Source organism: Dyadobacter sp. CY261, assembly GCF_021440085.1.
GTDB lineage: Bacteria > Bacteroidota > Bacteroidia > Cytophagales > Spirosomataceae > Dyadobacter.
Genome location: NZ_JAKCPW010000040.1, coordinates 1 through 14,872, shown reverse-complemented (window position 1 = coordinate 14,872; position 14,872 = coordinate 1). Strand labels below are relative to the sequence as shown.

Below are 14,872 nucleotides of genomic sequence, written 5' to 3'. Positions count from 1 at the left end.
GCGTAAGTGTCATTAGATGATATTCCTGTTCCCCAAGTGCTCATATACCTGTGTCGTGATTGCCGTCCGAAATCTAAAATAAATCTGCTTTACAGACAAAAGACATTTAATGTGGTCATTTCACTAAACGTCCGAAATTTGACTCACAGCAATCCTGACGCTCACTTACGACACGCAGAATCATGAATGGAGCGTTTTTTGAGAAACCTCACAACTGCCTAAATCTTTGTAAGAACTTTCTGATCTGCTGTAACATTTCAGAAACTCAATCGTCTTGGCTTTAAATATTGTCTGACCCTTAATCATTATCATTTTTCTTATACTTTGAAGCAGGTCAAAAACACATTGAAAAATAAAATCAATAACTATCATGGCTGGATAGCTGTGCTGCTTGTGGGGATTGCCCTGAGCAGTTGCCGTGTCTCCACGAATTCCGAAACGAAGTTCGAGTATGGGCAAGCTATTCGACAGGGAGCGACAATTTTAGCCCAGGCAATGGATGAAATAAAGACTCCGGCAATTTCGATAGCGGTCGGCGTTGATAACCGGGTTGTGTGGGCCGCAGCCAAGGGTTACCAGGATTTGGAGAAACGAGTTCCAGCCGATACAACAACCCAGTTCCGGGTCGGCAGTTCTTCCAAGCCAGTTACCTCGATGGCCTTGGGTAAACTCCTCCATCAAAATCTAGTCCTATTGGACGATCCTGTTCAATCGTACTTATCCTTCATTGATCCCCTCCTTTCACCCATAACGATTCGACAACTAGCGGCACATACCTCGGGTATCCGAAACTATAAAAATAATGAGTTTAACAGCAACATTCCGTACGGCAGCATCCGGGAAAGCATGGAGGTGTTTCAACATGATTCTCTATTGTTCCAACCGGGTGAGAAGTTCAGTTACTCCACCTACAACTATACCGTTCTCAGCGCCGTTATCGAACAGGTAACCAAAGCCGAGTTTTTACGTTACATGGAAAAAGAGATATTTATCCCCTTACAGATGTACCACACAATCGGTGACGAAAAGAATAAAACGATTGCTGGTCGGGCCCAGTTTTACAATTTTCAGAAGCAGGATAGTACCTTTAAAAAAGCGATGGAGGTCAATAATAGCAACAAATGGGCAGGAGGCGGACTGCTTTCTACACCCTCAGATTTAGTGAAACTGGGTAATTCTCTCCTAAACAATACTTTCTTTAACGCTAAAACTACTTCCGTTATCACTGAGCCGCAAAAACTAACTAATGGTAAGATCAACGGTCTAAACTACGCGCTTGGTTGGAAAAATGATACTGCCCGATTATTTCAACAAAGCCTGAAAGTGCAACAGATCCATCACGGGGGTAGTGCAGCTGGCGGGACGTGTATGTTGGTTTTATTTCCGGCTTATAATTTATCTATTTCAATATTGATTAATCGGGATGGCTATGCATCTGCTGACTTATTTAAGTACATATATCCGGTTGCAGAAGCATTCATAACTGAGAAAAGACGCGCTCAATCCGGTGAGAAATATAAATGAGCACAAGCTTCTATTTAAACACCCGAAATTGTAAAGGACCTGAACAGGTAGGTGAAGGAATACAGTCTCACGTTCGAGCGTTTTTTGAGAACTTAGCTAGGTCATCGTAGATTACCTAGGCGATCTCAGCACTAACCAGCGACTTTGCAGAATTCAAAAGCGGACACGGCTGTCCGAAACCGTACAGCAAATTTGAGAAAAGGCCCTTATGGGTAAATGAAGGCAGTTTTTGGCCTTTGGTATAATAGTTGACTTCCTTTCCGAGGTATTCAAGCTTAACTTTCTCTATGAACATTCGCATTTACAGAATTTTGATTTGCTTGATCATCGTTCTTGATGTCAGTGCCCAAGACAGGCTAACAGTTATCAAGGCGAAAGCACTTGTTGACGTTCGCAACGGTCAACTAATTACACCAGCCATAATATACTCTCGCCAGGGCAAAATAGAAAAGATAGATAGTTCCCCTAACATACCTGCTGATGCAATCATCATTGACCTGGGAGCTAAATACCTGTTGCCTGGTTTGGTGGATGCACATAGCCATTTGTGCCATGAATACCAGTATGAATTAGAAAAAGTACCCGGAGCGAATATCGTGACAGAAACGGCCATCACTGATAATGCCACTCGGGCTTTGATTGGCGCCCGCAACGCTCGGGATATGCTGTTGGCAGGGTACACGACTGTAAGGGATCTGGGCAATTCGGGAGAGAATACCGACGTCGCATTGCGAGACGCCATAAGCAAGAACTGGCTTCCTGGTCCACGCATCTACGCCGCAACCCGCGCTTTGGCCCCGATTGGCGGGCAGTTCAGTAAAATGACAGCGGATGCCCGAAAGGTTCTTGTGCCGAAAGAGTATATCGAAATTTCAGGCGTGGACGAAGCCCGCAAAGCAGTAAGAGAAGCGATCTTCAACGGAGCCGATTGTATCAAAGTGATCGTCAATAACAATCAATTATCTTTGAATCAAGAGGAATTGACTGCAATAGTACAGGAGGCGAAGGCGGCCAATCTGAAAGTTGCTGCGCATGCCACCAACGGAGACCAACCAGCTTTGAATGCCATCAATGCGGGAGTAAATTCAATTGAACATGGTTACACGCTGTCTGCACCGGTACTGAAATTAATGGCTGAAAAGGGAATTTTTCTGGTGCCAACCGATCGGACAGGCGTAACGAGATATCAGCAACGCATCAAACGTGCTCTGGAGGCCGGGGTTAAGATTGCATTTGGGTCAGATATGTATTACTATGATGCACAGCGTAACAGGGGCGAAGTGACGGCCAGTACCTATCACGCCTATACCCAATCGGGAATGAGTAATATGCAGGTTCTTAGTTCGGCGACGATGATTCCGGGCGAATTAGTGGCCGGACCAGGCAAGATCGGACTTTTGGAGCCGGGATATTCGGCAGACATCATTGCGGTGGACGAAGACCCACTAAAGAAGATTGAAACAGTTGAACGTGTCGTTTTTGTCATGAAGGAAGGAAAGGTTATTAACCGGCGTGACTAAGCCAATATCGTCAGTGACCGAAAACTTTAAGAGTCATTTGACAACTATTAATTGGTACTGGCGCCTATTCACTGAAAGCTATTTCTACACAACTTGATAAGCGATTACAGAACATGACTAGGAATTCGGTTCATTTCCTATCCGATCGCAAGGTCTCAAATAACGTCCGATCGTTGCGACTGGCATAAACCAGGATGATTAGAGGATAAAGGTCTCAATGTCGAGCATTTTTGAGATTGTTCATATCTGACCATTGATAGGTCATCGTTCAACGGTATGAAATTAATTACCTTCTACAATTTCTGTCCACTAATGGCCGCTGGCCAATCACGTTACCAAGTACCATATATACATCTCCTTTCTCGCTGGGTCCTGCTATGCTACTGAGTTATTTTAAAATAACTTACCGCAACCTGCGCACCAACAAGGGCTTTTCGGCCATCAACATCATCGGACTTTCGTTGGAGATTGCCTGTTCCATCCTGTTGTTCCTATTCATTCTCGATGAGCTAGACTTCGACACATTCAATAAAAAGGCCAGCCAGACGTATCGGCTTTACGTTCACAGTTCGATTAACAACGAAGAATCAAACAATTCCAAGACGGCACCTCCGGCTGGCCCTACACTGGTGCAGATGCTTCCAGAAGTGCTCACTCAAACACGCATCGGCTACTTTGGCGGACACGATTTGCGGTATAAAGACCAAATTTTCAGGGAAAGCAGAATCTATACTGTCGACTCCACCTATTTCGATGTGTTTACGCTTCCCTTCATTCATGGCAATCCGTCGATTGCGCTCAAAAACCCGAATAGCATTGTCCTGACGGAAACCATGGCCAGCAAATATTTCGGGCAGGAAAACCCGACAGGAAAATCGTTTCTGGTCGATGGGACAAACTCCTATCAGATTACGGGCGTCATGAAAGACTTTCCCGATAAGTCGCATTTCCGTTGCGATTTTCTTCTGTCGATGTCGACTTATCCCGAGGTTAATCAACAAGATTGGTTGCAAGGGGATTACTCCACTTACATTGTCCTCAAAGAGGGGGCAGATCCTACGCGGGTCGAGCGCAAAATGCAGCAAGCCATTCTCGACCGTTTAGGACCTGAGATCGAAAAAGCCTTGGGCTTTTCCATGAAGCAATTTCTGGCCAACGGCAATGTATTTGAGTATCGCATGCAACCGTTATTATCCATTTATCTGCACGCAAAACGCCAATACAATATCGACCCCAATACCGAGTGGGGTGATATCCGAATTGGCGACAGTGTGTATGTGTATATTTTCTCGGCAGTGGCTTTATTTATTCTGCTGATTGCCGTCATCAATTTCGTCAACCTATCGACAGCCCGTTCCGAGAAACGCGCCAAAGAAGTAGGCATTCGAAAAGCCATCGGTTCGAGTCGCTTAAAACTAATGGGGCAGTTTACGACCGAATCCATATTGCTGACCGGCCTTTCGGTTATCATAGCGTTGATTTTGGTACAACTCATGCTTCCCGGCTTCAACCAGATAGCAGGTCGGCAGTTGACACTATCACTTTTTACCAACGCGTATACCATTCCGGCGCTGCTTGCTTTTACGCTCATTGTGGGTCTGCTGGCGGGAAGTTATCCAGCCTTCTTTTTATCGTCTTTTCGGCCGGTCGAGGTCTTAAAATCGGGCGTACAAAAAAGAAAATCGTCCTTACGTAGCCTGCTGGTGATTATCCAGTTCTCAATATCCATTACACTAATTCTGGGTATGATCATCATCCGGAACCAATTAGGGTATCTTCAGCATAAAGACCTGGGATTCAACAAAGAGCACTTGCTTTCTATCAATAATGCCGAAGTGCTGGGCGACAAACTCAAACCGTTTAAAGCGGAGTTATTGAAAAATCCAGCCATACTATCGGCCAGCAACTCATCCCTTTTATTTGCAAACGGTATTCCGGGAAGTGCTTATTTGTTCGGAAAACGGTCTGGCTCTGATCCTGTTTTATGCCAGTTTCTAGATGTCGATGCGGATTTCGCAAAAACGTTTGCGGTGCCGTTAAAAGCCGGGCGATTCTTTTCCAACGATCGGCTGGCGGACAGCACCGCTGTGGTCATCAACGAAGCGGCATTGCGAGCGTTTAATACAAACAATCCGTTAGATCAGGTAATCACAGAAATCGATGTAAATGGCCCTAAAACGTATAAAATTATTGGTGTTATAAAGGACTTCAATTATGAATCGCTTCACCGCCAGGTTCGTCCGCTGATGTTTCACCTTAGTCCCGTCCGGCAAGCCGCCAGTATTTTAAACATCCGAATTCAGCCCAATGCCACAAAAAATGCGATTGATTACATCGAAGAAACCTGGCGACGTTTCGAAAAGGCGGAACAATGTCGCTATTCGTTTTCAGATGAGCGGCTTGCCCGACTTTACAAAGCGGAACAAAATACGAGTATCATCGCAACAGTCTTTTCGGCCCTGGCCACCTTTATTGCCTGCCTGGGCTTGTTTGGTCTGGCCGTTTTCATAACCGAGCAGCGCACCAAAGAAATTGGCATTCGTAAAGTGTTAGGGGCCAGTATTTCCGAAATCCTGTTTCTGTTGTCGCGCCAATTTATTGCCTGGGTCGCCATTGCCATTCTGATTGCCTCGCCCATTGCTTGGTACGCCATGAGTCGATGGCTCGACAACTTCGCCTATCGCGTCGATATTTCGTGGTGGGTATTTGTTCTGGCCGCTTTTCTGGCCATTGGCATTGCCATATTGACGGTAAGTTTTCAGAGCCTCAAAGCTGCGCTGATGAATCCTGTAAAGAGTTTACGTGCCGAATAAAGGAAAATGTACTAAAGTTCAAACCCAAAAGGCATTCACATAGCGATCATGTCTTTTGGGCCTTACTGGTTTGTATCTGCTTCATAAAACCTCCGATCGGTGCGATCATCTAAACTACCGCGAGTAGGGAAGAACTGTCTCACGCTCGAGCGTTTTGTGAGATCCATTTTGAAAACTCTGTCAACTTATTGGCATCCCAAAAATAAGGCGAGCAATTTTTCAGGTTAATCTACATTGTTCATTACCGAACATATCAGTCCGCTTACGGACATTAAAGTGCAACGTTCAGTTAGTCTCAACAGCTTTTTGGGGATGAATTCGCGTATTTGCAAACCTGGCATGTATTTATAATATAAAATGATAACTAATCATTTTTTGGATGCGCAGGACTTATTTGGGCGAATTTGAAGAGCTCGTTTTGCTGACGATCGGAGTCCTTCACGGGCAAGCTTACGGAGTTTCAATCTCTCAGCAAATTGAGCAGCACACAGGCAGGATCGTCACTTTTGGCGCGATCCATAATACATTGGTCCGCCTGGAAGAGAAAGGATTCGTAGCCTCCGAACTTGGCGGGGCCACAACCGAGCGAGGCGGCAGACGGAAACGGTTTTTTACGTTGACGACCCTAGGCAAGAGCGCGATTGTCGATATCCATCAACTGCGTAACCGGCTTTGGGATTTAATGCCGGACGCCGCACTGAATTTGAGTGGTATATGAATACGCCGCAACCGCCGCGATGGGCAAAGCAATTGCTTCGATGGCTTCACCCCGAAAATTCAATTGAAGAAGTTGAAGGAGACCTGGATGAACTGTATGCGTACAATTATAGAAAAGGTCCGATGGACAAGGCAGGTAAAAGACGCGCGCTATGGCGTTATCTGCTCAACTTAATAACGGTAATCCCTCCATTCGTCCGCAGACGCCGTGACAAACCAAAATACGAACAACCATCTTTTATTAGCCGTGATATGTTAAAAACCTATTTCAAACTCGCTTACAGGAATATCTTGAAGAACAAGGCATATTCTGTCATTAATATTTCCGGTCTGGCGATCGGCCTGGCATCCAGTATCCTGATTTTGCTTTGGGTACAAAATGAACTGAGCTATGACAAGTTCCATAAGAATGCCGACCGGATATATCGCATTGTCGGTGATTTCGGGGACCTCAAAATTGCTTTGAATACAGAAGGCATGCCTGCCGGTTTAAAACAAGAAATGCCATCTATTAGAAACACAGTCCGGTTGAGTGAAATTTCAAAGGCGCTTCTGGAAGTAAATGATAAGAGATTTGAGGAAGAACGCGTTTATTACGCTGATTCAAGTTTCATGAGTGTATTTTCTTTTCCCCTCGTGATGGGAGACCGTGCTACCGCCCTAAAAAGAATTGACGGTGTACTGATAACGCAGGACATGGCAACAAAATACTTTGGGACGCAAAACCCAATCGGAAAAGTCCTGAGAAAAGACAACCACGAAAATGTAGTTGTGACAGGCGTTCTTGCCAACATTCCGGCAAATTCGGACCTACAATTTGATTTTATTTTTCCAATGACTGCCCTGGAGAAAACCAAGGATGCTCAGCGAAATGTATGGGAAAGCTTTTCTTATCACTCCTACATTCAGTTGGCCAATAGCTTCGAGCCTTCGCCTGCCCATTTGACCGCATTGGAAAAGCAGATCAATCAGATATTTAAGAAACATACCTCTTTTCAGGTTGTGTTCCAGTTGCAGTCCTTGACTAAAATACACCTTTCACCGACCAGATTGGGGGATTCACCAGGTCACGGGAATGCACAGTATGTTAACATTTTCTTTATCACTGCTATTCTGATACTGGTGGTGGCCTGCATCAATTTTATGAACCTGGCCACCGCACGTTCTGCGCGAAGGGCTAAAGAGATTGGCCTGCGTAAAGCGGTAGGTGCTATACGCACGCAGCTGGTCCTTCAATTTTTAAGTGAATCTGTTTTCATTTCATTCGTTTCTCTACTTCTCTCTGTTGGAATAGTATTTCTGTTTTTACCGATATTTAATACTATATCAGACAGGGCGCTTGCCATGCCGGTTTCCGATCCCAGATTTTGGGGGAGCCTTTTCGGGATTGCTCTGTTGACCGGGTTGGTCTCCGGCAGCTACCCAGCCCTTTTTCTTTCTGGCTTTAACCCAATTAAGGTACTGAAAGGAAACATGAAATCGATGGGTGGGAATCTGCTGTTCCGTAACGCCCTGGTCGTTACCCAGTTCACTGTGTCCATCGTGTTGCTGGTTGGTACAGTAGTGATTTATAATCAGCTCAAATTTATCAAGGACCGTAACCCTGGTTTTGAAAAGGCCAATCTTTTATACATGCCCATCACCGGGGATCTATGGAACCGGCAGCAAGCTTTAAAAACAGAGCTAAAACAAAACCCGCTTACAGCTGATTTTGCTATCACCTCCGACCTGCCTACCAACCTGATTAACGGTAATCTGGGTGCAAACTGGGAAGGCAAAGATCCCAATTTACAGACAGTTGTCCAGTTAATGGATGTAAATGAGGATTTCGTGGATGTGTTCAGGTTGAAGCTGGCTGCTGGGAGAAGTTTCTCAAGATCATTTCCCGCAGATTCAAATAACTTCATCGTGAACGAGAAAATGCTGAGCATCATGGGCTTGACGGCAATGACGGCAATCGGCAAGGCATTAACGTTCACTGGTTATAATGGCACCATCATCGGTGTAGTGAAGGATTTTAATGTTAAACCGATCCAACAAGCCATCGAGCCATTGATCTTGCGCTACAATAAATCCGGCGGCTTTGTAGTGATCAGGACGTTGCCAGGCAAAACCGGGCCAACTATAAAAGCGCTAGCCACCCTGAGCAAGCAACTTAATCCTGCTTACCCTTTCAAATTTAACTTTGTCGATCAGGATTTGAATAACCTTTATAAGGGGGAGCAACAGATGGGAAGCATCTTTAATCTCTTTGCAGTGCTGGGTATATTTGTTTCAACCTTGGGTTTGTATGGCTTGTCCGCGTTCATGGCCGAGCAGCGTACCAAAGAGATTGGCGTTCGTAAAGTATTGGGAGCTTCGGTGTTGGACGTTGTCTATTTGTTGTCCTCGGGAATCACAAAATTGATCCTAATTGCAATAGTGATAGCTATACCACTTTCATGGTATGCCGTAAGCAGCTGGTTGTCAGGTTTTGCATTCCACATCAATGTTGGCTGGCTGGTATTCTTCACCGCATCTTTGGTGGCAATGGCTATCGCTTGGCTGACAGTTAGTTATGAATCTGTAAAGGCAGCATTGGTTAACCCTATCGCTAGCTTGCGAATAGATTAACTTCTGTCTTTCAGCGAAAATTGCGATGGAACGTTCCGGATTGGATATTGCCTGGGAGAAATTCTTTGTGGACCAACTCACTCCAGAGGAGGAATGTTTACTTATTAAATATTTTGAAAATAATCCATTAGATGAAATGGCTGTTTTCGAATCAGAAAAAGGTCAGATTGGCCGTCGCATTAGAAAGAAGTTGTATTCCAAAACGATCCACCAGTTATAATTTTTAACAAAATATCGGACGACATGATCAGGAACTACTTCAAAACCACATTCAGGAACCTTTGGCGCAACAGGGGATTTTCTGCTATCAACATTGTCGGACTAAGTGCCGGTTTAAGCTGCTGCATGCTGATCTTGTTATATGCCATGGACGAGGTGAGTTACGACCGTTTCCATGTGAATGCTGGCAACATTTATCAGCTTGTAGTGGATAACAAAAGCTCCGATGGGTTGATACATAAATTTTCGGGCACAGGCGACATGCCCGGACCGAGCTTTAAACGAGAGATCCCTGAGGTTCAGGATTTCGTGCGTATATACGGCACCGGTTATACCGTTAGGCTGGACGGCCAGGTGTTCGACCAGACCGCGCTGTTTGTTGACAGTAACTTCTTTTCTGCTTTTACTTTTCCATTGCTATATGGTAGACGGGAAAATGCATTGACCGATCCGCATTCCATTGTGCTTTCCGAAGAAGTAGCAGAAAAGTATTTTGGTAATACAGACCCTGTTGGCAAAACGCTGGACCTGAAAGTTCACAACGAGTTCCAGCCCTTCACGGTGACCGCCGTGACGAAAAGATCGCCTGAGAATTCATCGATCAAGATTAAAATGTTGTTGTCGCAGCAGTTGAGAGAAACCCGGGATGGCTGGTTAAACTTTTTTCAGAACACCTTTTTGGTGATAAGACCCGGGACTGATATTAAGAAATTAACTTTAAAGCTTAATAAACTATATCTTCGGAATGCCGCAAGCCAGATCCGCGAATCAGGAGAAAAGGACATCATCACCTACGGATTGCAACCGCTGCATGCGGTGCATACCAGTACCGATTATCCGGCAACTAACGGTTTGTCGGATGCCAGTGATCCAATATATTCTTACGTGCTGACCGGTATCGCCCTATTTATCTTGTCGATCGCCTGTATCAATTTCGTAAATCTTACCATTGCCCGTTCGCTCAGGCGGGCCAAAGAGATCGGCGTCAGGAAGGTCGTAGGCGGACAGCGTAAACAATTGATCATACAATTCCTGGGCGAGTCATTTACCCTGAGCCTAATTGCTTTTCTTCTGGCGATTGCCTTAGTCGAACTGATGCTACCACTATTTAATACACTGACCAATAAGGCGCTGGCGTTTTCTTATCTTTTTAGCATTAAATTGGTAGCCGGCTATATAGCCATCTTTTTGCTCACTGTCGTACTGGCGGGGTTCTATCCGGCATTGGTGCTGTCGGGCTTAAAGCCGGTGCAAACCTTGTATAACCGTACACCCTTTACTGGCAAAAACTATGTTTCGAAAGGTCTTGTCATTCTTCAGTTTACCCTGGCAACATTCCTGATCATATCTACGATCACCATTTATTCCCAGTTCAACTATCTGACGAATTTCGACCTGGGCTATAATGACAAAAATGTAATATCCATTTCCGCTTTTAATATCGACAAAGCCAAATTGCCGGTATTCAAATACGAACTGTCCAAAGACCCTAATATCGTTAGTGTGACTGCCGACCAGGGCGGCTGGTGGCGAACTTCGGCGCTTATTAACGGCACGCAGGAGTTTGGTTTTGGCCTGCAGCACATAGATGAAGACTACCTGCCATTATTCCAGGTGCCGATAGTAAAGGGTCGCAATTTTTCAAAGGTAATGGCCACTGACAGCGCAGGGGCGGTGCTGGTTAGCCAGCAGTTTGTAAAAGAAGCGGGCTGGAAGGATCCCATAGGACAGACAGTTAATTTTGCAAATGATAAAAAACAATACAGCGTTATTGGCGTGGTGAAAGATTATCATTACCTGCCACTCTCGGAAAAAACGTCGCCGGTTTTATATAGCATGAAGCCGGATTATCCCTGGGGAAATATATTTATCCGGATACGGGGCCAAAATATACCGGACGCGCTAAACCGTATCGGGCAGGAATTCAAAAAACAATTCCCATCCTTACCCTACCAATACAGATTTAAGGAGGAGGAAATTGCCGGGCAATATAATAAAGAAGCCAGATGGAAGCAGATTGTAGGCTACGGCTCTGCGCTTACCATATTTATTTCATGTATTGGCCTTTTTGGCCTAGCCGCGCTATCTGCCGAGCATCGCAGGAAAGAGATCGGCATCCGCAAGGTGCTGGGTGCCAGTATCGAAGGGATTGTGGCGAAGCTTTCAACAGATTTTGCCGCTTTGATACTGATCTCCGCAGTAATATCCGCTCCCGCCGCCTGGTTGGCGATGCAAAGGTGGCTGGAAAATTATCCTTATCGGATCACAATGAATGCCTGGGTATTCCTGTCGGCAGCAGTGTTTGTATTGCTTATTGCGCTTATTACAATAAGTTTTCAAACAATAAAAGCGGCAATAGCAAACCCAGTAAACAGTTTACGAAACGATTAGCCATCTGGGCTTTTTGGATAAGCTAAGCGGAAGCATTTTATAGATGGCAGAGTTTGCAGGATTACTTTCTTTGGGGGTTAATTAGACACTCCTATTGGGATATATGCTCGTGTGGGTTATTTAGCTGTTTCAGAAAACGTCCTAAATCGGATTCAAATAAACTGCAAACACCGCGGATAGATTAAGTATCTAGGATGGCTGGGTTTTGAGATTGACAGTAAAATTTTAACAACCTTTTTTGATGGTAAATAACAAAACACAGAACAAGGGGAGCAGCATTGGGTCAAGTAATGGCTTTCGAATCGTGCAGTAGTGGAAGATCACTCAGGTATGCTTATCTCAACTGCGCCGAATTCTCCTCCGTCACCGTACTTCTTGATAGCATCTTGCTTAGCCAGCACATGGATGATACACTTCTTCCCGGAAATATTTATTGACTTACCTGCCATCGCTTTCTGCCCGTTCACAATTAGAAGGTTTACTTTTCCTAAACCGGAAAATGAGCCATTACCCTTAAAATTGTTCTCTCCGAATCGTACATCAATCTTACCAGTGAGCAGTACATCCCTGCTTTTTGCCGACCAGTAAATCTTATCGGCATAAAAGATACCCTTTTTTGGGGCTGCAAGTCTGACTCAGTTTCATCAAACTTTTCGGATGCTGCTATTTGATACAATTTCTCAAAAAGTCTGGATGTGCCGCCGGTTGACGCGTTTTGAAAAGTAATCATACCAAGCCGGGAAACCGGGTTGAAAAAAAGATAAGTTGTAATACCCGGATCCCCACCTGTATGCCCCCACAATGTTTCACGGGTGGCTGTGGGGGAATCCCATTCATAGATATGCCAGGTGAGGCCCTGCGTGTTATGACCGGTATTCTGTAACGACAGCATTTTATCAACGGTCTTTTTCTGCAAGATCCTTTGCCCTTTATAGGACCCACCATTCATCATTGCAATCAGGTAGAACGACAATTCTCTTACACTTGTTCGAACAAGCCCGTCGGGGTAATTTGGAAAACTGTAAAGACAAGCCGGTAAATAAGTCCCTATTTTGAATTCTACGGCAGGATACAACTGGCTTTCCTGCAAATCTTTGCGATTTTCTTGGGTGACGTAAGCATAGGGTATAATATGCGTTTTTGGATCCACCTCTTCCAACATCCACGCCGTATGGATCATGCCCAGGGGCGCAAAAATATGCTGTTTACAATACTTATGAAATGGTTGCTTTGCGACTTTTTCGACGATCAGGCCAAGCAATCCGAAAGAGACGTTTGAATATCTTCTTTTTCCGGTTCCGGGGGCCCACGCCTCAAAATTGTCGCCTGCGTTGAAAAACTGTCCGTTTGATGTCAGGTTTCCGGATACCCAATCATGTAGGGATATGGTGGGGTCGCCGCAGGTATAGCTATGAATGTATGCCTTTCCATCGCGAATGGAAGAAGTATGGGTCAGTATCTGCAGGATGGTGATTGGTGTTTCCGGGTATTTGGGGTTCCTGACCTGAAAATCCAGGTAGGTGTTTATATCCTCATTAAGATCAAGCAATCCCTTTTCCCAAAGCTGCATAGCGGCGGCCGTGGTAAAGGTTTTGGATATTGAACCGATGTTCATGATGCCATCCACACTCATGGGTATTTTACTTTCGATATTTGACTCACCATAAGCTTTTGACCATAAAGCATCACTGTCCTTCACAATTGCTACTGCAAAGCCAGGAACTTTCATGTCCGACATAAAGCTCGCAACGGTAGAATCAATCGGCGCGTAAGCTGACTGGGCTGTGGCCTCAGTTGGGTCGTGTACGAAGCACAGCCCGGACAGGGAGAGCTTCAAAAGCCTCCTAAAAAATCTGTTCATATTTTTTGGTTTGGGTTTGGTTTAACGAAACCGAATGCAGGCACTGGCTACCTGGAAGTATACACCTCGACTGCTCCGAGGTTGCCATCGGTTTTGTATTTTGATTTCGCCTGAACTTTACTCAGGATCAGTAAGTTGCACTGCTGTTCGGAAATATTGATCGATTCATCGAGGGCTACCCTTTTACCATCCACGATCAAAAGGGTCCCTTTGTCAAAACCGGAAAACGACCCTTCGCCCGTAAAGTCATTTCTTCCAAACTGAACCTTGAGGTTACCTTCCATACGAATCTCTTTTTCAGCAGACCACCTGATTACATTAGCAGAGAACGTACCTCGCAATGGTTCAGAGCTTATGCTGAATGCAGTTGTGATAAATAAAAGCGACGAAATAGGGGCGAAAGCCAGCAGCCGAAAAAAAGGACTTTTCTTTTGTTTGAATTTGGCTAATAGTTTTAGGCGCCGTTTGACAAGCATTTTGCTAAAACCGCTTACTAGAGCTGTCCGTTTAACTTTGAAAGTATGGTTAATGATTTTGTCGGAATAATCACTTACAGAGACCCCTGAACGCAGAACGAATTCATCGGCAAGGTATTCATGATTGGCCTGAACTAATCGTTTGAACAAATAAATAAGTGGGTTGAACCAATGGAAAATAGTAACCAATTCTAGAAATAAGATATCCAAAGAGTGCGCCTGGGTTTTATGAGCAAGCTCGTGCAGGATCAAGTCCTTGTCGATGTTCTGGTTTTCGTAGCTTTCCTCTGAAATGAATATCATGGTTAGGAACGTGAACGGGCTAACCGTTTGGCTCAGCAAGACGGACTTGACGCCTGCACGGCGGTACTAAGCACACTAAATTATCTAATAGAGCCACAACTCGAACATATTGTCTGGGTAGCAACCTTTGCAAGAGATACAGTTGATATGTACGTCGGGCATAGAAATGATGCAAATCGTATTCACTCAAATACTGATCACAAAATTGAGTCTGACCCTTTAATGATTCGTGAAAAAGAGCGTCAACGACGACTGCTAAGCGAACTATCGAGCTTGGATGTAACTCAGATTAACGAACGTGGCCGTTGCACAACTAGTGCAATAATCAGTAAGTCCTTTAAATGAGTCAGGTGGTTGTGGTGAAGAGATTTTACTATTTTACCAAAAACTTAGAGGATATGTCCAATTTTAGAAGACTTAGCGAGAAACAAAATC

At 44.7% G+C, this 14,872-nt stretch carries 11 protein-coding genes; 8 read left to right on the top strand and 3 right to left on the bottom strand.

The annotated features are described in order from the left end of the window. The first annotated feature begins 324 nt into the window (after positions 1-324). On the top strand, positions 325-1,524 hold the full coding sequence (locus LZD49_RS34860) for a serine hydrolase (RefSeq protein ID WP_234673195.1): 1,200 nt from the start codon (positions 325-327) through the stop codon (positions 1,522-1,524). A gap of 115 nt (positions 1,525-1,639) precedes the next feature. Here LZD49_RS34860 and LZD49_RS34855 read toward each other — a convergent pair whose 3' ends face one another. Next, positions 1,640-1,819 carry a hypothetical protein gene (locus LZD49_RS34855; RefSeq protein WP_234673194.1) on the bottom strand — a complete coding sequence of 60 codons (180 nt, stop codon included), beginning with the start codon at positions 1,817-1,819 and terminating at the stop codon, positions 1,640-1,642. Here LZD49_RS34855 and LZD49_RS34850 point away from each other — a divergent pair. The 6 genes from LZD49_RS34850 to LZD49_RS34825 all read left to right on the top strand — a co-directional run bounded on the left by LZD49_RS34850 (position 1,812) and on the right by LZD49_RS34825 (position 11,797). After that, the gene (locus tag LZD49_RS34850) at positions 1,812-3,044 is read left to right on the top strand and encodes an amidohydrolase family protein (RefSeq protein ID WP_234673193.1); all 1,233 of its coding nucleotides are present in this window, start codon (positions 1,812-1,814) and stop codon (positions 3,042-3,044) included. The genes LZD49_RS34855 and LZD49_RS34850 overlap by 8 nt on opposite strands. A 377-nt stretch (positions 3,045-3,421) precedes the next feature. Further along, entirely contained in the window at positions 3,422-5,857 is a 2,436-nt protein-coding gene (locus LZD49_RS34845) for an ABC transporter permease (protein ID WP_234673192.1), read from the top strand. Between the two features lie 379 nt (positions 5,858-6,236). Further along, positions 6,237-6,575 (top strand): PadR family transcriptional regulator, encoded by a 339-nt coding sequence (locus LZD49_RS34840; protein WP_234673191.1) that lies wholly within the window; start codon positions 6,237-6,239, stop codon positions 6,573-6,575. Beyond that, a complete protein-coding gene (locus tag LZD49_RS34835) occupies positions 6,572-9,187 on the top strand; it encodes an ABC transporter permease (RefSeq protein WP_234673190.1) in 2,616 nt (871 codons plus the stop codon). The genes LZD49_RS34840 and LZD49_RS34835 overlap by 4 nt, the downstream gene beginning before the upstream one ends. 25 nt (positions 9,188-9,212) lie before the next feature. Beyond that, positions 9,213-9,407, top strand: coding sequence for a hypothetical protein (locus LZD49_RS34830; RefSeq protein ID WP_234673189.1), 195 nt, complete (start codon positions 9,213-9,215; stop codon positions 9,405-9,407). A 23-nt stretch (positions 9,408-9,430) separates the two neighbouring features. Further along, entirely contained in the window at positions 9,431-11,797 is a 2,367-nt protein-coding gene (locus LZD49_RS34825; RefSeq protein ID WP_234673188.1) for an ABC transporter permease, read from the top strand. Positions 11,798-12,284: 487 nt separating this feature from the next. Here the strand turns inward: LZD49_RS34825 and LZD49_RS34820 are convergent, their stop codons facing one another. Further along, on the bottom strand, positions 12,285-13,658 hold the full coding sequence (locus LZD49_RS34820) for a serine hydrolase (RefSeq protein WP_234673187.1): 1,374 nt from the start codon (positions 13,656-13,658) through the stop codon (positions 12,285-12,287). 47 nt (positions 13,659-13,705) lie between these two features. Next, positions 13,706-14,437, bottom strand: coding sequence for a M56 family metallopeptidase (locus tag LZD49_RS34815; protein WP_234673184.1), 732 nt, complete (start codon positions 14,435-14,437; stop codon positions 13,706-13,708). Positions 14,438-14,464: 27 nt separating this feature from the next. Between LZD49_RS34815 and LZD49_RS36280 the strand changes: the two genes are divergently transcribed. After that, positions 14,465-14,782 (top strand): DUF416 family protein, encoded by a 318-nt coding sequence (locus LZD49_RS36280; RefSeq protein WP_409021382.1) that lies wholly within the window; start codon positions 14,465-14,467, stop codon positions 14,780-14,782. The last annotated feature ends 90 nt before the right edge of the window (positions 14,783-14,872 follow it).